Here is an 18,614-nt window from a genome sequence, read left to right as displayed (position 1 = left end):
TACGTATCACTACTGGTTAAATGGTTATTGCGATTTAATTTTTCGGCCAAAAACGGTTACAATATCGGCTTAATAAAAATAACGTTGGATAGGTTTACAATGAAGTTTAGCGCGGTAATTCTCGCGGCGGGCAAAGGCACTCGCATGTATTCAAACACACCAAAGGTTCTGCACACACTTGCGGGTAAGCCAATGGTGAAGCATGTTATCGATACCTGTAATGGTCTAGGCGCTCAAAACATCAACCTGGTTTACGGCCACGGTGGTGATCAGATGAAGGCTACTCTAGCTGAAGAATCTGTAAATTGGGCACTGCAAGCTGAGCAACTGGGTACAGGCCACGCGGTGGATCAAGCATCTGCACATTTCGCTGATGATGAAAAAGTATTGGTGCTATACGGTGATGTTCCACTGATCTCACCTGAAACCATTGAAAACCTATTAGACGCTCAACCAAACGGTGGTATCGCGCTACTTACGGTCGTGCTAGACAACCCAATGGGATACGGTCGCATTATTCGTCGTAATGGCCCTGTTGTGGCTATCGTTGAGCAGAAAGATGCAACGGATGAGCAGAAGCTTATCAAAGAGATCAACACTGGCGTTATGGTGGCGACTGGTGGCGATCTGAAGCGCTGGTTGTCTGGCCTAAGTAACGACAACGCACAGGGTGAATACTACCTGACTGACGTTATCGCAGCGGCTCACGATGAAGGTCGAGCGGTTGAAGCGGTACACCCAGTAAGCCCAATTGAAGTGGAAGGCGTAAACGACCGCTCTCAACTGGCTCGTCTAGAGCGTGCTTACCAAGCTGAGCAAGCAGACAAGTTATTAAAGCAAGGCGTAATGCTGCGCGACCCAAGCCGCTTCGATCTACGTGGCGAACTGCAGTGCGGTATGGACGTTGAGATTGATACTAACGTTATCATCGAAGGCAGCGTAAGCATTGGCGATAACGTGATTATCGGCACTGGTTGTGTATTGAAAGACTGCGAGATTGATGACAACACCATCGTTCGCCCATACAGTGTGATCGAAGGTGCAACAGTAGGTGAAGACTGTACGGTTGGTCCTTTCACTCGTCTACGTCCTGGTGCTGACATGCGTAATAACTCGCACGTCGGTAACTTTGTTGAAGTGAAGAACACTCGCCTTGGTGAAGGTTCTAAAGCGAACCACTTAACGTATCTAGGCGATGCTGAAATTGGTCAGCGCGTAAACGTGGGTGCGGGTGCAATTACTTGTAACTACGATGGTGCGAATAAGTTTAAGACCATCATCGGCGACGACGTATTCGTTGGTTCAGATAGCCAATTAATAGCACCTGTTACGATTGGTAATGGTGCTACCGTTGGAGCTGGCTCTACAGTAACACGCGATGTTTCTGAAAATGAGCTGGTTATCAGCCGTGCGAAAGAACGTAAGATTGCTGATTGGAAACGTCCAACTAAGAAATAATCTCTAACGTTCAAAAGATATTCTTATGAAAGCCAGTAGCATCGCTACTGGCTTTTTTGTATCGGTCACTCACTGCTAACAAAATAATCAATTTGGCAATTGTATTTTTTTAATAGATTGTTAATATTCGGGCAGTAGTTCGGTATAAATGGGTTAATGTACGGTGATATTGGTTGAAAAGAAATGGCAAACATTGCCGATCATTATTTTGTCTTTTTCAATGTTAATAGGTCTCTATGGCTTTTATGTAACGTTGGAAAAGCTGGTTGTTGAGAATGAGCGTGATCATCTTGTCTCTTTGATGTCAGACGTTATCTATGAAATTCGTGAAGATAGTGAGTTATTTACGGCTGATATGGATGTCGATGATTACATCGGAGACTTAACGCAAGCCAACACTCGACTCCGAATCCAAGTGATCAGTCCCGATGGTGTCGTGATTGGTGATACGGATCTTTCAGACCATGCACTAGCTAGAGTTGAAAATCACGCTAACCGCCCCGAATTCAAGCAAGCCCTTCAACAAGGTACTGGCAGTGATGTCCGTTTTAGTACCGTTACCTCCATCGACCGAATCTACTATTCAATGAATGAGAGCGTTAACGGGCAAGATTTCGTTATCGTGATCTCTTCGCCAATGCATCAACTGAAACAGATGAACTTCCAATTGATGGGGATTCTGGTTGGTATGGTGTTACTGAGTTTGAGCTTCTTGATCGGCACCTCTTACGTGAGTAATCGCCAAATTGTTCATCGAGTGGAAGAAGAACAGAAGAAGCAAGATGAACGCATTCGCCAACGAACCCACGAAATTGAGTTGATGCACCGCCTCGCGAATATGCTGGCCGCGTGTAACAACATGGTGGAAGCCCAACAGATCGTGTCGGATATCTTGCCGCGAATTCTCGGTAACGTGAACGGCAGTGTTTCTTTGATGCGTGCATCGCGTAACCAGTTGATCACTCAGCTCGATTGGGGAGAGACTTGGCCGGGAAGTGCGAGCTTTGCTCCTGAAGAGTGTTGGTCACTGCGTAAGGGGCGTGCACATCAATCAAATGACGATTTCCACTCGTTAACCTGTGGTCACATGCATGAGATGGAAAACAACCAAACCCTGTGTATTCCGTTGACGGCACATGGCAACACCATCGGTATAATGCACCTTTATTTCGGTGTTGGTGATATCAAGATAGATCCCATTACTGAGCAATTGGCGTTCAGCGTTTCAGAGCACTTAGGCTTGGCATTAGCTAACCTGAGCCTGCAAGAGAAGCTTCGCTCGCAAGCATTGAGCGACCCTCTTACTGGCTTATTCAACCGTCGTTTCTTCGAACAAAAACTGGAAGAGCACTCAATGAATTCGGCCACCAGCGAGCAGCCATTATCGCTATTGATGCTCGATTTGGATCACTTCAAACGCTTTAATAACAACTTTGGTCATGATGCGGGTGACTTCGTATTGAAAGAGATCAGTGCACTACTCAAACAGAGTGTTAGCGAAGACGAGATTGCTTGCCGGCTCGGTGGTGAGGAGTTAGCGGTTCTGCTTCCACATTATTCAATGCAAGAAGCGACGGAGTTTGGTCAAACCTTGTGTGATGCGGTGCGCTCAATGCACCTTGAGCACAAAGGCTTATCGCTAGGGCAGCTTGGAGTTTCAATTGGTGTGGCCACCTATCCTAAGCCTGCGTCTGATACCGAATCTCTGGTCAAGATGGCCGATAATGCTTTGTACATGGCGAAAGATATGGGCCGCAGCCGAGTGGTTAACTATGATGAATATAGCCGCCATAAAGCGCCAGCGTTAGAAATTGTTGACGGTGAAGCGGCTTCGAAATAGTCATAAGCAAAGGCTGAATTTAGATATAAAAAAAGAGCGAGTAATCTCGCTCTTTTTTGTTTTCGTTAACCTAGAAACTAATCTTGTTTCTCGTCAGCGACCACTCGAGAGTTGTCTGGTGTCGCGAAGTGTTCAGAAAGCTCTTTGTTCGAAACAATATAGCCAACCCACAATGCGCCCAAACAGATCACAACCGCGATACCTGTCGCGCTTAGTGCTTGGCTAGCCATTGCTGCGACCAATGCACTTGATAGGCCACTGATGCTGATTTGCAGGCTGTTTTGTAGACCAGCAGCTGTCGCAGGGCTCTGTTTAGCGCTTGATAGGGCACGGTTTACTACGATTGGGTAAAGTGCGCCGTTTGCGACAGCAATCAAACAGAAAGGCGCAAGTAGAGGCCAGATTGACGTCAATTCCCACTGTGATGCGATAAAGATGAGCATCGCCGCTACACTGAACAAACCGATAAGGTTTCTAAGTACAACGCCATCGCCATATTTCTTCACTGCTTGCTTACCGAAGTAACCACCCGCCATGAACGCGATTGTTTGTGGGATAAAGCTCAAACCGATGTCTTTTGCTTCATAACCTAGTTGAGCCATGATCTCTGGCATACCTGTTAGGTAAGCAAAGAACGCTGCAGATGCTGACGCAAACATTAAAACATTACCCATGTAAGGCTTTGATTTAAGCAACATCTTGATGTCTGTCTTAATCGATGTCTGTTTTACTTCAGGCGCTTCTTTTGGTTGAGCCATTGTTGTCGCCACTAGCAGTGCACCCATCAAGGTTAATGTGATGAAGATGCTGTGCCAACCAAAGCTATCCGCCAGTAACACTCCTAGCTGAGGTGCTAGTGCAGGAGATAGCGCAACCAAAGGCATGATGGTTGCAAAAATTTGTTGGCTACTGCTTTGTGAGTAACGCTTGATAACCATTGCTTGCCAGATTACCGCAGGAGCACATACGCCGATTGCTTGAATGAAGCGCAGTGTCAGTAGATGCCATACCTCGGTGCTGAATGCTAAGCCGAATGAAGCTGCAGTAAAGATAACAAGACCAACCGCCAGCGTATTACGGTGACCATACTTGTCACTCGCCAGACCCCAAAGAAGCTGACCCATTGCCATACCGCCAAGAAATACCGTTAGAGACAGAGCAATCTGCTCTGGGCCGGTTGCGAAATCAACTTCCATTGCCTTAAATGCAGGAAGGTACATGTCGGTCGCAATAAAGCCAAGCATTGAAAGAACTGCAAGGTAGACCAATTGAAATTTAGAAATATTCATAAGATGCCATTAAACTAAAGGTAGTGATGTTTTTATCATCAAAAAAATTGTTAGATATACAGAAGTAAAAGCCCCTGTTTATTTATGCTGACATTCTATTTTTCAGACCTGATAAAATAAAACGCTAAAATATGTGGTTATTAATCAAAAAATTTGAAGGCTTATGTTCTCTAAATCCTCTTTAGAAATGCTCGATACGGTTGCTCGCTTAGGCAGTTTTACTGCGGCGGCAGAACAATTGCACAAAGTACCATCGGCGATCAGCTACGGTGTTAGGCAGGTTGAGCAAGAACTGGATGTTCTACTTTTCAGACGTTTACCGAGAAAAGTAGAGCTGACACCGGCAGGTGAATTGTTCATTGAAGAGGCACGTGCGTTGTTGAGGCAGATGGAAGAGGTCAGTGCTCAGACTCGCCGAGCAGCGCGTGGTTGGAAGAAAACCTTGCGCCTAACGCTCGATAACGTAGTTAAGCTCGATAAGATGAAGCCGATGATTGAAGAGTTCTACCAAACCTTTGAGTTCGCAGAGCTTCAGATCAACATGGAGGTGTTTAATGGCTCTTGGGAGGCGATTGCACAGGGCAGAGCGGATATTGTGATTGGCGCAACCTCAGCGATACCGGTCGGTGGCGACTTTGAGGTTAAAGATATGGGACGCCTAGATTGGGCGTTTGTAATGTCGCCAAGTCACCCGTGTGTGCGAGAGCAAAACCTCAACGAAGAATTTGTCAGCCAGTATCCCGCGATATGTTTGGACGATACCTCTAGTGTGCTCCCCAAGCGACACACAGGCCACTACTCAAGTCAAAGACGCCTGTTGTTACCCAACTGGTATAGCGCCATAGAGTGTCTTAAGAATGGAGTAGGAGTGGGTTATATGCCAAGGCACATTGCCGCGCCAATTATCGAACAAGGCCTGCTGGTGGAGAAAATACTGCCTGAACCGAGCCCGCAGAGTCATTGTTGTTTGGTATGGCGAAAAGACGATAACCATAAACTGATCGAATGGATGGTGAAGTACCTAGGATCGAGTGAGAAACTTTACCAAGATTGGTTGGATCATCGCAAGGCGATCTAATGATCTGTTTACAAGAAGATCCTTTTCAAGCTTGAGCTGAATCAGCACCAGTAAAAAGAGCGAGTAAATACTCGCTCTTTTTTGATTCGGTCGTTAACTCTTATGACAAGAAGAACTTGTAGGAAGGGTTATCGGTTTCATCTTTACACTGATAGCCAAGCTCTCGTAGGTGTGTCGAGAATTGAGCCAAATCATCATCATCAAGTTCAAAGCCACACAATACACGGCCGTAGTCGGCACCGTGGTTACGGTAATTGAATAGGCTGATATTCCAGTGTGTCCCTAAGGTATCAAGGAATTTAATCAATGCACCTGGGTACTCTGGGAACTCAAAGCTGTATAGGCGTTCTTTGAGTGGTTTCGATGGTTTACCGCCAATCATGTAGCGAATGTGCAGTTTTGCCATCTCATCATCAGAGAGATCGACAACCGGGTAGCCGCCCTCACGTAAGTCATTGATGATGTGTTCGAGTTCTTCTTGACCACCTTGTAGGCGTACACCAACGAAGATATTCGCTAGGCTTTCGTCGTTGTGGCGGTAGTTAAACTCAGTCACCGCTCGGCCACCAATGATATTACAGAACTCCAGGAATGCCCCTTGTCGCTCTGGAATAGTAACCGCAAGTAGACCTTCTCGCTTCTCACCTAGCTCACAACGTTCAGAGACATATCGCAGGCCGTGGAAGTTGGTGTTAGCACCAGACAATACCGTTGCCAATTGCTTGTCTTGCAGTTGGTTCTGTTCAGCAAACTTCTTCAAGCCAGCCAGAGCAAGCGCTCCTGAAGGTTCAGCAATCGCACGAGTGTCTTCAAAGATGTCTTTCACCGCAGAGCAGATCTCATCACTAGAGACTGCAATGTGACCGTCAATGTACTGTTGGCAAAGACGGAAGGTTTCTTCGCCAATGCGTTTAACCGCAACACCGTCAGCAAACATGCTGACCTGATCCAGTACTACAGGTTCACCGGCATCGAGGGCCGCTTTCAAGCAAGACGAATCTTCTGGTTCTACTGCAATGACTTTAATCTCTGGCATCAGCTGTTTTACTAATACAGCAACACCTGCAGCTAAGCCACCACCACCAACCGGCACAAAGATATAATCCATGTGACCGTTTTGCTGAAGCATCTCCATACCCATAGTGCCTTGTCCTGCAATCACCAGTGGGTGATCGAAAGGAGGCACAAAGGTGAAGCCATGTTCAGCAGAAAGACGCTCGGCTTCTGCCTTGGCTTCATCAAAGTTGCTGCCGTGCAGAACCACGTTACCGCCAAATCCACGTACCGCATCAACCTTGATGTCTGGTGTGGTTTTTGGCATCACAATCGTAGTCTGAATTCCCAACTTAGAACCAGACAGCGCCATACCTTGAGCATGATTACCCGCCGATGCAGCAATCACACCTGCGGCTTTTTGCTGCTCAGAAAGGCTTGATACCATGTTGTAGGCGCCGCGTAGCTTGAACGAGTGCACCGGCTGACGGTCTTCTCGCTTAAGCTGAACCTGATTACCAATGCGCGCGCTTAAACGCGGCATATCCTGTAGAGGTGTTACGATTGCCGCTTCGTAAACCGGCGCTCTCAGGATCTGACGCAGATAATCTGCGCCAGTTTGTTTCTGGGGACTGGAGGTGTCATCACTCATAGTTAGCCCTCAAGCTTAGACTTATCACGTACTGCGCCTTTGTCGGCACTGGTCGCCATGCTTGCGTAAGCCTTCAGTGCGAAAGACACTTCACGCTGACGGTTTTCTGGTTTCCAGCCTAGTGCATCTTGTTTAACTCGACGTGCTTCAAGCTCTGCTTCAGGCACATCAAGTGTGATTGAGCGGCTAGGGATGTCGATAGTGATAATATCGCCCGTGTTCACTAGACCAATCACACCGCCACTTGCAGCTTCTGGAGAAGCGTGGCCGATAGATAGACCTGATGTACCACCAGAGAAACGTCCGTCAGTTAGAAGAGCACAAGACTTACCTAGACCCATAGATTTTAGGTAAGTGGTTGGGTAGAGCATTTCTTGCATGCCCGGACCACCTTTAGGACCTTCGTAACGAATAACAACCACTTCGCCTGCTTTTACTTTACCCGCTAAGATGCCGTCTACTGCTGTGTCTTGGCTTTCGAATACGATTGCAGGGCCTTGGAACTTAAGGTTTTCTTCATCAACACCCGCGGTCTTAACGATACAACCATCAACCGCGATGTTACCTGAAAGTACCGCTAGACCACCTTCTTGGCTGAATGCGTTCTCTTTGGTACGAATACAACCATCGACGCGGTCATCATCAAGGCGATCCCAACGACAATCTTGTGAGAAAGCTTTGGTGGTACGGATACCAGCAGGGCCAGCGCGGAAGAACTTAAGCACGGCTTCGTCTTCTGTCTGCATGATGTCGTATTGAGCTAGTTGCTCTTGCATGCTTAGACCAAGCACGGTGCGAGTCTGGTTGTTCAGTAGGCCAGCACGATCAAGCTCACCTAGGATAGCCATTACGCCACCAGCGCGGTGAACGTCTTCCATGTGGTATTTAGGTGTTGAAGGTGCAACCTTACATAGGTGTGGAACGCGGCGAGACATCTCGTCGATATCACCCATATCAAAGTCAATCTCACCTTCTTGAGCTGCCGCTAAAAGGTGAAGTACTGTGTTACTTGAACCGCCCATCGCGATATCTAACGCTATTGCATTATCAAAGGCTGCGCGGTTAGCAATGTTGCGTGGCAGTGCTGATTCGTCGTCTTGCTCGTAGTAACGCTTAGTGAGGTCAACGATGCGCTTACCAGCATTGATGAATAGCTCTTCACGGTCTGCGTGGGTTGCCAGCATAGAACCGTTACCTGGCTGAGATAGACCAAGCGCTTCTGTTAGACAGTTCATTGAGTTCGCTGTGAACATGCCTGAACAAGAGCCACATGTTGGACATGCAGAACGTTCTACTTGCTCACTTTGCTCGTCTGAAATCGTTGGATCGGCACCCTGAATCATCGCGTCAACAAGGTCTAGCTTGATGATCTGATCTGAAAGCTTGGTTTTACCCGCTTCCATTGGGCCGCCAGATACAAAGATCACTGGGATGTTAAGACGCATTGCGGCCATCATCATTCCCGGAGTGATTTTGTCACAGTTCGAGATACACACCATCGCATCTGCACAGTGCGCATTGACCATGTATTCTACTGAATCTGCGATAAGCTCACGTGATGGCAGTGAGTACAGCATGCCGCCGTGACCCATTGCGATACCATCATCAACTGCGATGGTGTTGAATTCTTTAGCGATACCGCCCGCTTTCTCGATTTCACCCGCAACCAGTTGACCCATGTCTTTTAGGTGAACGTGGCCTGGTACAAATTGAGTGAACGAGTTTACAACCGCGATGATTGGCTTACCGAAGTCATCATCTTTAACGCCAGTTGCACGCCATAAAGCGCGCGCACCAGCCATGTTGCGTCCGTGGGTAGTCGTTGCTGAACGATAGATTGGCATTGCTTAAATCCTTATAAAATATTTGGCTGTTGCTTACTTAGTTGTTTGCGTTTGGTTTTCTGAAGTTTGGTCTGCTGGGTAAACGTAGTCTAACCAGCCCCACTTATCTTCAGTGGTTCCATTGAATAAACCAAAGTAAGCCGCTTGAACTTTTTCAGTGATAGGACCGCGTTTGCCTTCACCTACTGTAATTTTGTCTACGCTGCGAACCGGAACGATTTCCGCCGCTGTGCCTGTCATGAATACTTCATCGGCAAGGTATAGCGCTTCACGAGCAATGTTCTCTTCACGGATTTCGTAACCCATGTCTTTTGCTAGTGTCATGATCGAATCACGAGTGATACCCGGCAGAATCGCGCTGGTCGCTGGTGGCGTTGATAGCACGCCGTTACGTACCACAAAGATATTCTCACCTGCACCTTCAGAAAGGTAACCATCAACACTCAGTGCGATGCCTTCATCGTAACCATGACGACGAGCTTCACCACCAACTAATAGTGAAGATAGGTAGTTACCACCGGCTTTTGCTGCGGTTGGGATCGTGTTTGGCGCGGCACGGTTCCAGCTAGAAATCATCGCATCAACGCCATTTTCTAGCGCTTCTTCGCCTAGGTAAGAACCCCAAGGGAAAGCAGCGATGATTAGCTCCATCTCAGTGTTTTCTGGCGGGCAGACACCCAAACCAACGTTACCTACGAAACCTAGAGGGCGAATGTACGCTGACTCTAGCTTATTTTGGCGTAGCGTTTCGCGAGTCGCTTCCATAATTTCTTCCTCTGTGTAAGGAATAGGGAAGCGGTAGATTTTTGCTGAATCTTTTAGGCGCTTAGCGTGCTCAGGGTGACGGAAGATAACCGGCCCTTTTGGTGTGTTGTAACAACGAACACCTTCAAACACAGAAGTACCGTAGTGCATTGCGTGAGTCAGGACGTGAACGTTCGCCTCTGCCCAAGGAACCATCTCACCGTTAAACCAAATATAGTCTGCTGTTTTAGCTGTCATGTTTGCGGTTCCTTATGCGTTTATCTTTTGTTGTAAGTTGTTGTTTGGCAGTTCATTACGGCTGATCGAGATAACGTCAACGGTACGCACATCCCACAGCTTTTCGATTTGGTTTACCAAGAAAGAGATCGGACGGTCACTGTCTACGATGATCTCAACACTCGCCACTTTGCTTTCGTGGTTTTGAGTGCCCGCAACTTGCTTAACAATGAAGCCACGGTGGCGGATAACACGAAGAACACGCTCTAGTAGTACAGGCTTATCATCGGCTTTAATGTCTAATAGGTATCTTTTCATGTTATGTGTTCTCCAACATCTCACTGTTTGAAGCACCTGGCGGTACTAGTGGCCATACGTTTTCTTCTTCATCGATAAGAACATGAAGTAGGTAAGCGGTTTTGCTCTCTAGCATCTCTTTCAATGCTGGTTCTACTTCTTCTTTACGAGTGATGGTTTTGCCCGGGATATCGAACGCTTTCGCGAGCATCACGAAATCAGGGTTGTCATCCAAGATAGTTTCACTGTGGCGGCCATCAAAGAACAGCGATTGCCATTGGCGAACCATGCCCAAGCGAGAGTTATTAAGCAGTACCATCTTCACTGGGATCTGACGACGCTTCAATGTACCAAGCTCTTGAATGTTCATCATGAACGAGCCGTCACCTGAGATAAGTATAGATTGGTCATCAGGACGCCCAACCGATGCACCCATTGCAGCTGGCAAGCCAAAGCCCATGGTGCCTAAACCGGCAGAGGTAATGAAGTTCTGTGGATCGCGCGGCTGAATGTGCTGAGCTGCCCACATTTGGTGTTGGCCGACATCAGTCGAAACCATAGAGCTTGCTGGCATCATGTCTGAAAGTTGCTTCAACAGCAGGGGAGCAAAAATCAGATCGCCAGGGTGGTCGTAACGCCATTTGAATGAGCTACGAAGGCCTTCAGAGTGGTGAACCCAAGAGGAGATGTCTTGGCTTAGCTCTAGTTGAGGCATGATCTTGTTGATGTCACCGCGAATTGGCGCATTGGCAAGACGCAGCTTGCTGAACTCAGCGGCATCGATATCGATATGGATAACCTTAGCATGCGGCGCAAAGGTATCGAGTTTGCCCGTTACTCGGTCATCAAAACGAGCACCAACAACAATCAGTAGGTCACTCTCTTGAACCACAAGGTTAGCGGCTTTAGTGCCATGCATACCCAGCATGCCAAGGTAGTGTGGGTCGTCACGTTCGATAGTGCCCAAGCCTTTCAGTGTGCTTACTGCTGGCATTGGGTTAAGGCGTAAAAACTCACGAACCGCATCGGTTGCTTTAGCAAGTTGAACACCACCACCTACGTATAAAACAGGACGGGTTGCTTGAGACAAAAAGTACTGTGCCTGTTCAATGGCATCAGTTGTCGAAACAGGAATTGCGGGTGGAGTAAATTCAGGAAGAGTATTAACAGGTGCTTCTGCTAGTTGAACGTCTTTAGCGATATCGACTATAACTGGGCCAGGACGGCCAGACTTTGCTACCACAAATGCTTCAGCGAGGGTTGGAGCTAGATCTTCAATATCAGTTACTAGGTAGCTGTGTTTAGTACATGACAGAGACATACCAATCACATCCATTTCTTGGAATGCATCGGTACCAATGTGGGAACTTGCAACCTGACCTGTGATGGCAACCATTGGGATAGAGTCCATAAAGGCATCAGCAAGGCCAGTGACTAGGTTGGTAGCACCTGGGCCAGACGTTGCCATACAAACAGCGACATCTTGTGTTGCACGAGCCATGCCGATCGCGGCCATAGCGGCGCCTTGCTCATGGCGACATAGGATATGTTCAACCCCGCCGTCATAGAGTGCATCGTAGATTGGCATGATGGCACCACCTGGGTAACCAAATACGGTCTCAATTCCTTGTTGCTTGAGTGCGGATACGACTAGTTCTGCGCCTTTCATCGGAATTCTCCCGTATTACCTTTATTTTGGTAACTGTTTCCTTTGTCTCTGCACATCTTGTGCTCCCATTCTTCCTGTAAATCGGCAAAGCCGAAAATGCTCAAAAATATAAAAATCGAATGTTTAAATTAGAAAAAACCCCCGGACTTGTCAGTGCGGGGGTTTTTTCTAATTCGTGGTTACTTTCTTCCCACTCGCCCCCGCGCAGTCTTAATAATGACTACGATAATCAGGTTAATCAGTGCGTAAATGCGAGCGTTAAAAATCATAATATTCGAGTTTTCTCGTTTATTGTCTTCAGTAAATGTCTACATCTCTAGTGTTATCACACAAATCTGCCGCATGACAAGGAAAATGTCATTCTTTTTTCACATTAAAACACCATTCCACCAAGCTATATAACAACCTTATAGCTTTGGTGAGCAACGAATATCCAGAGCGAATACTTTTAAATCAAAGACAAAGGAAAGTTATGGGACTCGCGATAATTCATAGCCGAGCTAGTGTGGGTGTAGAGGCGCCAGAAGTAACCGTTGAGGTGCATATAAGCAACGGAATGCCTGGTTTTACGTTGGTGGGTCTGCCTGAAACAACGGTCAAGGAATCTAAAGATCGAGTGAGAAGCGCGATCATCAATTCTCGCTTTGAGTTTCCATCAAAAAGAATCACGGTCAACCTCGCCCCTGCCGATTTACCCAAAGAAGGGGGCCGTTTCGACTTGCCCATCGCGCTTGGAATTTTAGTCGCATCTGATCAGCTTCCGACATCAAAAATAGCTCAGCATGAATTCATCGGTGAGTTGGCGTTGTCAGGAGAATTACGCTCAATAAAGGGTGTGTTGCCAGCGACGTTAGCCGCCGATAGTGTCGAACGAAGTTTAGTTGTCCCACACCATAACGGTGATCAGGCTGCGCTGGTGGGCAAGGGAGCGCATAAGTCTGCACAAACCTTGTTGGAGGTTTGCGCTGACATGTGTGGACAGGCTCAGCTTGGCCTATATAGAACAGAGCATCATCAGGCTGATGTCTCAGAGCTTCGCGACTTACAAGATATTATCGGCCAACAACAAGGCAAGCGAGCTCTGGAGATCGCTGCTGCTGGGAATCACAACTTATTGTTTCTTGGCCCGCCCGGAACCGGCAAGACCATGCTCGCTTCTCGATTGCGTGACTTGCTACCTGAAATGAGTGATGACGAGGCGATGGAAACCGCGTCGGTGGCCTCGTTAACGCAACAAGAGATCAATCAATACAACTGGAAGCAACGACCTTTTCGCTCCCCACACCATTCCAGTTCGATGGCAGCATTGGTAGGTGGTGGCTCAGTGCCTCGCCCCGGAGAGATCTCCTTGGCGCATAACGGCTTATTGTTCTTGGATGAGATGCCGGAGTTTGAGCGCAAGGTGCTTGATTCACTGCGAGAGCCGCTAGAGTCTGGTGAAATCATTATCTCTCGTGTTGCGGGCAAGACTCGTTTCCCTGCTCGTTTTCAGTTAGTCGGTGCACTCAACCCCAGTCCAACGGGCTACTACGAAGGAAATCAGGCGCGCGCCAACCCACAGATCATACTGCGTTACCTCAATCGACTATCAGGGCCGTTATTGGATAGATTCGATATGTCGTTAGAGATCCCATTGCTTCCTAAAGGCATGCTCGCTGAGGGTGGTGATCGCGGTGAAACCACTCAAGTAGTTAAGCAAAGGGTCAGGCAGGCGCGAGAGTTGATGCTATCTCGCAACCATAAATCGAATGCACTGTTAGGTAGCCGAGAAATTGAGAAGTATTGCCCGTTAAGGCGTGAGGATGCGGAGTTTCTGGAAACGGCGTTGCACCGACTGGGTCTGTCGATTCGTGCTTATCATCGAATCATTAAGGTGGCACGAACCATTGCCGACCTTGACGGTAACGAGCAGATCGAAAAGAAACATCTATCGGAAGCGCTTGGCTATCGCGCGATGGATCGATTGTTGAAACAACTCACGGCTCAAGCTGTCTAGCAAGCAAAAAAAAGCCTGCTTAGATGCAGGCTTTCGTTGGATAGCAGTTCATACTCGCTAAGGTTAGAACTTGTAGTTCAGGCCAACTGAAACGATGTATTGAGACTCGTCGTAGAAGGTGATGTTGGAATCGCTAGTGCCGTAACCTGCAAGGGAGACGAACGACCAGTTTTCCCAATCCATGAATTGGTCATACTCGTAGGCGGCGAATAGGTTGATATTGTCGTCGCTGCGTTTCTTATCGTAGATCGGGTTGCTGGCATCGTAAGAGCGTTGGTTGTAACCCGCTGTTAGTGCGTACTGGTGACGCCCCATGCCACCAAATAAGCTTACCTCACCACCGAATTGGTCGTAAGACTCAGCTTTACCATCTGCATCACGTGTTTGATAGATTACGGATGGAATCAACATCATGGTACGACTGAGTGGCAGGCGATACTGACCTTTCAAGTAGAGCGTATTGGCATCTCGTTTGAGCTCTTGCTCTTGAATATCATCCTTGTCGACATCTTTGGTCGCATAGGCCATGTCTAGCGAGAAAGCTGAACCCGCAATGCTGCTAAGCTTCAAACGAAAGGCATTGCCAGTTTCATCTGTCTTTGTGCGAGCTGATGTGGTGTTGTACGGATCAGCCCAGGTCTCACCTGACATAATGGTTGGTAGCAGTGAAGCGTCGATCACCATCCCAGACTCAAGCTGGTATTTATAACCAACCTCTAGCACAACAGTACCCGTAGCTACGTCATCACGAGCGGTACCCGTGTAAACCTGGTGATTTAGCTTCTCACCAAAGGTATAAGCAACACTTCCTAAAGGGGCGACAAGAAACGAGCTTTCTGAAGAAGCCTTCTGATCTTTAGATGAAAGATTGCTATCAGCATCGGTATTAAAGTTTGAGGTGGAAGAGGCAACCCCGGTATTGATAGAGATTTCACCACTGAAACCTTGTTGGTCTGCAAGCTTGGCAAAGGCGGGAGAAGCCGCAACGCTCAATGCCAAGAGAGTTATTTTTATTTTCATTCAAGGGCTCCTTGCCCACCGGTTCTTAGGACGGGTTATTAGTAGCAGTAAAGCTTTAAACTTCCAGGTTAATTATTTATCAATGATGATTTTTGAACAAGCAAAAAAAAGGAAGCCGAAGCTTCCTTTCATCAATGACTTACTTCTTCAATAAGAAGTTCACCAGCTCGAAGTACTCATCAAGAGAGTTGATACCTTGAGCTTCTACTAGGTAGCGGTTGTTAACCACAACAGCGGGTACACCTGAAAGGCCGCTGTCTTTGAATGCTTTGTCGAAGCGACGAACCATAGAATCTACTGCAAAGCCGTTATACGCAGCATCGAACTTCTTCGCATCAACGCCTTCGTCTAGGAAGATTTGACGCAGTTCTTCTTCATCACGTGGTGGCTTGTTCATGGTGTGGATGCGGTTAAACATCACTGGCACCATTTTGTCTTCAACTTTCAGTGCAATCATGGTCGCGTAAGCTTTGCTCATTGGCAGACCCATGTTGCCACCCATGAATGAAACATGGTTCTTCTGTAGCTTAGCGTCTTTAGGTAGCTGTTGTTTTAGCTGCTGGATGATTGGCTCAAAGCTATTACAGTGTGGGCAGTAAAAAGAGAAGAACTCTGTCACCATTGGTTTTTTTGATGCTTCTAGGTCGAGAACTTTGTAGTGTTCACCTTCGTTAAATTTCGCAGCGTGAGCTGAAAGGCTCAACATGATCAATGAGAAAAATGCGAATAGCTTTTTCATTTATCCAATCTCCATTATGTTTGAATTTTTATCTAGTTGTATGTTGCGATTGCTGTTACCACTGAGGCATTAACGAAAGTGGTGGCTCTTGCAGGGTAGCAATTTGCTCTTTACAAGCAAGTACTTGTTGCTCCCAATATTTCGGATCATTAAACCACGGGAAGGCCAGAGGAAACGCAGGATCGTGCCATCGTTTCGCCAACCATGCCATGTAATGCACCATACGTAGACCGCGTAGTGGTTCGATTAGTTTCAGTTGTGCGGTATTAAAATCGCAAAATTCTTGGTAACTCTCGAGCAAAATATCCAGTTGCATCAGCTTATCTTGGCGTTCGCCATTAAGCAGCATCCACAGATCTTGTATCGCAGGGCCGTTTCGTGCGTCATCAAGGTCGACGAACATTGGCCCATCGCGCCACAAGATATTGCCAGGGTGGCAGTCACCATGCAGGCGGATATTTTCAATGTTGCTCGGCCACTGGCTCTCTAGCTCTTTGATCAGAAGGTCAACGTCATTGAAGAAGGCATTTTCTAGGTGCGTCGGGATAAACTGAGAGTTCTCTAGAATCTTACGTGGCTGATAAAGGTATTCATCTAAGCTGATGGTCGGGCGATGTTGGAATGTCTTTCCTGCGCTGGCTTTGTGAATACGTCCAAGAAAACGTCCAACGCCTTCCAATTGGTCTAGGTTATCCACCTCATACTGTCTGCCGCCAACACTTTCAAATAGTGCAAATAGGTAGCCTTGGTATTCATGTAAGGTTGCACCGTTGATTCGCATTGGAGGCGCAACCGGCATCTCTTGTTCGATAAGCTCGAGTGCGAAGTCATGCTCTTCTTGGATCTGTGCTTTGTTCCAGCGTTGCGGACGATAAAACTTAACGACGTAGCGCTTACGGTCTTCATCGGTGAACTGATAGACACGGTTTTCGTAACTGTTGAGAGCGAGAAGCCCGGATTCAGCGCGAACCCCGATGCTCTCCAATGCGTACCACATGAAGTCAGGAGTCAGGTTATCAAAGTTAAAGGCTTGCATCGTCATAGAATAAAAAAGGCTCATTACTGAGCCTTTTTCCATTTATTGGGTTGTTATACCAAGCACTAAGGTGCGGGTATCAGAGCTTCTTGATAAAGCGGCTTTCGACTTCCATCGTAAACTCTTCATTATCCGAGAGTATAAACTGAATTGTCGAAACTGGTGAGCTCAGTTTTTCTGGGTCGGCGCCTAAACTGATAGGTAGGTTCAAAACCTCGCCTGGATCGACAGTAATCGTCTGTTTACCATACCAGATTGAATCGGGCAGTCCGCTAACATCGAGTTTGTACTCTTGCTCTTGTTGAGTCTTGTTGATCACTTTCAAGGTGTAGGTGTTTTCAACCAAGCCTTGGTTATTGACTCTGAACAGCTGGTTTCTATCGCGTAGAACACTCAGGCCGGCAGGATCAACGCTCGCGATTTGGGCGAAGAACAAGCCCAACATCACGATCAAGATGGCGCCATAGCCCAATAGCTTAGGACGCATTACCTTGGTCGAGTGACCTTCAAGTCTGTGCTCGGTAGTGTAGTTAATCAGGCCTTTCTCGTAGCCCATACGCTCCATGGTGTTGTCACAGGCATCAATACACGCGCCGCAGTTAATACACTCGTATTGTAGGCCATCACGGATATCAATCCCCGTTGGGCACACTTGAACACACAGGTTACAGTCAATACAGTCGCCTAGACCAAGCTCTTTTGGGTCAGCTTTACGAGAGCGAGGGCCACGGCTTTCACCACGTTCTGTGTTGTAACCAACAATGAAGGTGTCTTTATCGAACATTGCCGACTGGAAACGTGCGTAAGGACACATGTGCAGACAAACAATTGAACGCATCCAACCCGCATTGGCATACGTACACCCAGCAAAGAACAGTACCCAAAACACTGGCCAGAAAGATGAGTTAAAGGTAAAGAAGCCAACCACTAACTCTTTGATTGGGATGAAGTAACCAACAAAGGTTAAGCCAGTTGCAATGGCAATCGCCCACCACGCAATGTGTTTGAGGGTTTTTCTGAGGATTAAATTGCTCGTCAGTTTGCCCGAGTCTTGTTTTCTTCGCTTATTGGCAGCACCTTCCAGTTTCTCTTCGAACCAGATGTACATGAAGGTCCAGACGGTTTGCGGGCATAAATAGCCACACCAGACACGGCCTAAGAAGGTGGTTATGAAGAACAGGCCAAACGCGGCAATCATAAATAGGATCGCGAGTAGGGTCAGATCTTGCGGGTATAAGGTGGTGCCAAAGAAGTTGAACTGTTGGCTGCCGATATCGAGCAAGATCGCTTGGCGTTCACCAAAGGGAATCCATGGGATAAGCGCAAAAAGTAAAAGTAAGAACCAACCGCCATAGCGACGCAGTTGTTGGAATTTACCTTTGCTTTCTCGAACATAGATTCGGTTACTTGGGTTAAATCGATCTCCATTACCTTTATGTGTTTTTGGGTTAAAGGTTTTAGGAGTCACATCTTTGATATCGATTTTATCCTGACTCATGGACTATCCTTTTTGTGGCTTGTTTGCCCGGTTAAGTCGGGCATGACGACATTACTTGAAAGTATGGTTTAGAGAACCTGTTGAAATTGAGCTTGGTGCATTTGTTGTTATCGCACTCACTCTTATTATTTTAGAAGATTCTTATGGATGGCGATTATAGCGACAATCTTGTTCTCATTTCTTTAACGCTATCAACCTTTAACAACAAAAGTCATAACAGTTGT

Annotated in this window: 14 protein-coding genes; 4 read left to right on the top strand and 10 right to left on the bottom strand. The window is 47.1% G+C overall.

Going from position 1 to position 18,614, the window contains the following annotated elements; translation table 11 throughout:
• The first annotated feature begins 99 nt into the window (after nt 1-99).
• A complete protein-coding gene (gene glmU, locus HRQ85_RS24745; protein ID WP_048610853.1) occupies nt 100-1,458 on the top strand; it encodes a bifunctional UDP-N-acetylglucosamine diphosphorylase/glucosamine-1-phosphate N-acetyltransferase GlmU in 1,359 nt (452 codons plus the stop codon).
• Nucleotides 1,459-1,678: 220 nt separating this feature from the next.
• On the top strand, nt 1,679-3,298 hold the full coding sequence (locus HRQ85_RS24740) for a sensor domain-containing diguanylate cyclase (protein WP_172380837.1): 1,620 nt from the start codon (nt 1,679-1,681) through the stop codon (nt 3,296-3,298).
• 77 nt (nt 3,299-3,375) lie between these two features.
• On the opposite strand, the gene punC is transcribed toward HRQ85_RS24740, so the two are convergent.
• Nucleotides 3,376-4,587: a purine nucleoside transporter PunC gene (punC, locus tag HRQ85_RS24735; protein WP_017063021.1), complete on the bottom strand. Its 1,212-nt coding sequence runs from the start codon at nt 4,585-4,587 to the stop codon at nt 3,376-3,378.
• Between the two features lie 163 nt (nt 4,588-4,750).
• Here punC and punR point away from each other — a divergent pair, with 163 nt between their 5' ends.
• On the top strand, nt 4,751-5,665 hold the full coding sequence (punR, locus tag HRQ85_RS24730; protein WP_172380836.1) for a DNA-binding transcriptional activator PunR: 915 nt from the start codon (nt 4,751-4,753) through the stop codon (nt 5,663-5,665).
• A gap of 100 nt (nt 5,666-5,765) precedes the next feature.
• Here punR and ilvA read toward each other — a convergent pair whose 3' ends face one another.
• The 5 genes from ilvA to ilvG are packed head-to-tail and all read right to left on the bottom strand — an operon-like array spanning nt 5,766 to nt 12,101.
• On the bottom strand, nt 5,766-7,310 hold the full coding sequence (gene ilvA / locus HRQ85_RS24725) for a threonine ammonia-lyase, biosynthetic (RefSeq protein ID WP_048610859.1): 1,545 nt from the start codon (nt 7,308-7,310) through the stop codon (nt 5,766-5,768).
• Between the two features lie 2 nt (nt 7,311-7,312).
• Entirely contained in the window at nt 7,313-9,154 is a 1,842-nt protein-coding gene (gene ilvD / locus HRQ85_RS24720) for a dihydroxy-acid dehydratase (protein ID WP_172380835.1), read from the bottom strand.
• A gap of 33 nt (nt 9,155-9,187) precedes the next feature.
• Nucleotides 9,188-10,156: a branched-chain amino acid transaminase gene (locus tag HRQ85_RS24715; protein WP_017063017.1), complete on the bottom strand. Its 969-nt coding sequence runs from the start codon at nt 10,154-10,156 to the stop codon at nt 9,188-9,190.
• A gap of 12 nt (nt 10,157-10,168) precedes the next feature.
• Nucleotides 10,169-10,453 (bottom strand): acetolactate synthase 2 small subunit, encoded by a 285-nt coding sequence (gene ilvM / locus HRQ85_RS24710; protein ID WP_017055442.1) that lies wholly within the window; start codon nt 10,451-10,453, stop codon nt 10,169-10,171.
• Nucleotide 10,454: 1 nt separating this feature from the next.
• A complete protein-coding gene (gene ilvG / locus HRQ85_RS24705) occupies nt 10,455-12,101 on the bottom strand; it encodes an acetolactate synthase 2 catalytic subunit (protein WP_172380834.1) in 1,647 nt (548 codons plus the stop codon).
• A gap of 472 nt (nt 12,102-12,573) precedes the next feature.
• Here ilvG and HRQ85_RS24700 point away from each other — a divergent pair, with 472 nt between their 5' ends.
• Nucleotides 12,574-14,097 (top strand): YifB family Mg chelatase-like AAA ATPase, encoded by a 1,524-nt coding sequence (locus HRQ85_RS24700; RefSeq protein WP_172380833.1) that lies wholly within the window; start codon nt 12,574-12,576, stop codon nt 14,095-14,097.
• Between the two features lie 63 nt (nt 14,098-14,160).
• Here HRQ85_RS24700 and HRQ85_RS24695 read toward each other — a convergent pair whose 3' ends face one another.
• From HRQ85_RS24695 to ccoG, 4 genes are all read right to left on the bottom strand, one after another.
• Complete coding sequence (locus HRQ85_RS24695; RefSeq protein ID WP_172380832.1) at nt 14,161-15,117, bottom strand: DUF2860 domain-containing protein; 957 nt, start codon at nt 15,115-15,117, stop codon at nt 14,161-14,163.
• A gap of 139 nt (nt 15,118-15,256) precedes the next feature.
• Nucleotides 15,257-15,856, bottom strand: coding sequence for a thiol:disulfide interchange protein DsbA/DsbL (locus tag HRQ85_RS24690; RefSeq protein WP_048610871.1), 600 nt, complete (start codon nt 15,854-15,856; stop codon nt 15,257-15,259).
• A gap of 55 nt (nt 15,857-15,911) precedes the next feature.
• The gene (locus HRQ85_RS24685; protein ID WP_172380847.1) at nt 15,912-16,898 is read right to left on the bottom strand and encodes a serine/threonine protein kinase; all 987 of its coding nucleotides are present in this window, start codon (nt 16,896-16,898) and stop codon (nt 15,912-15,914) included.
• A 73-nt stretch (nt 16,899-16,971) separates the two neighbouring features.
• On the bottom strand, nt 16,972-18,390 hold the full coding sequence (ccoG, locus tag HRQ85_RS24680; RefSeq protein WP_065584151.1) for a cytochrome c oxidase accessory protein CcoG: 1,419 nt from the start codon (nt 18,388-18,390) through the stop codon (nt 16,972-16,974).
• Nucleotides 18,391-18,614 lie beyond the last annotated feature (224 nt).

Origin of the sequence: Vibrio sp. Vb339 (assembly GCF_902751245.1) — a bacterium.
Lineage (GTDB): Bacteria > Pseudomonadota > Gammaproteobacteria > Enterobacterales > Vibrionaceae > Vibrio > Vibrio coralliirubri.
This window is presented reverse-complemented; position numbering and strand designations above follow the sequence as displayed.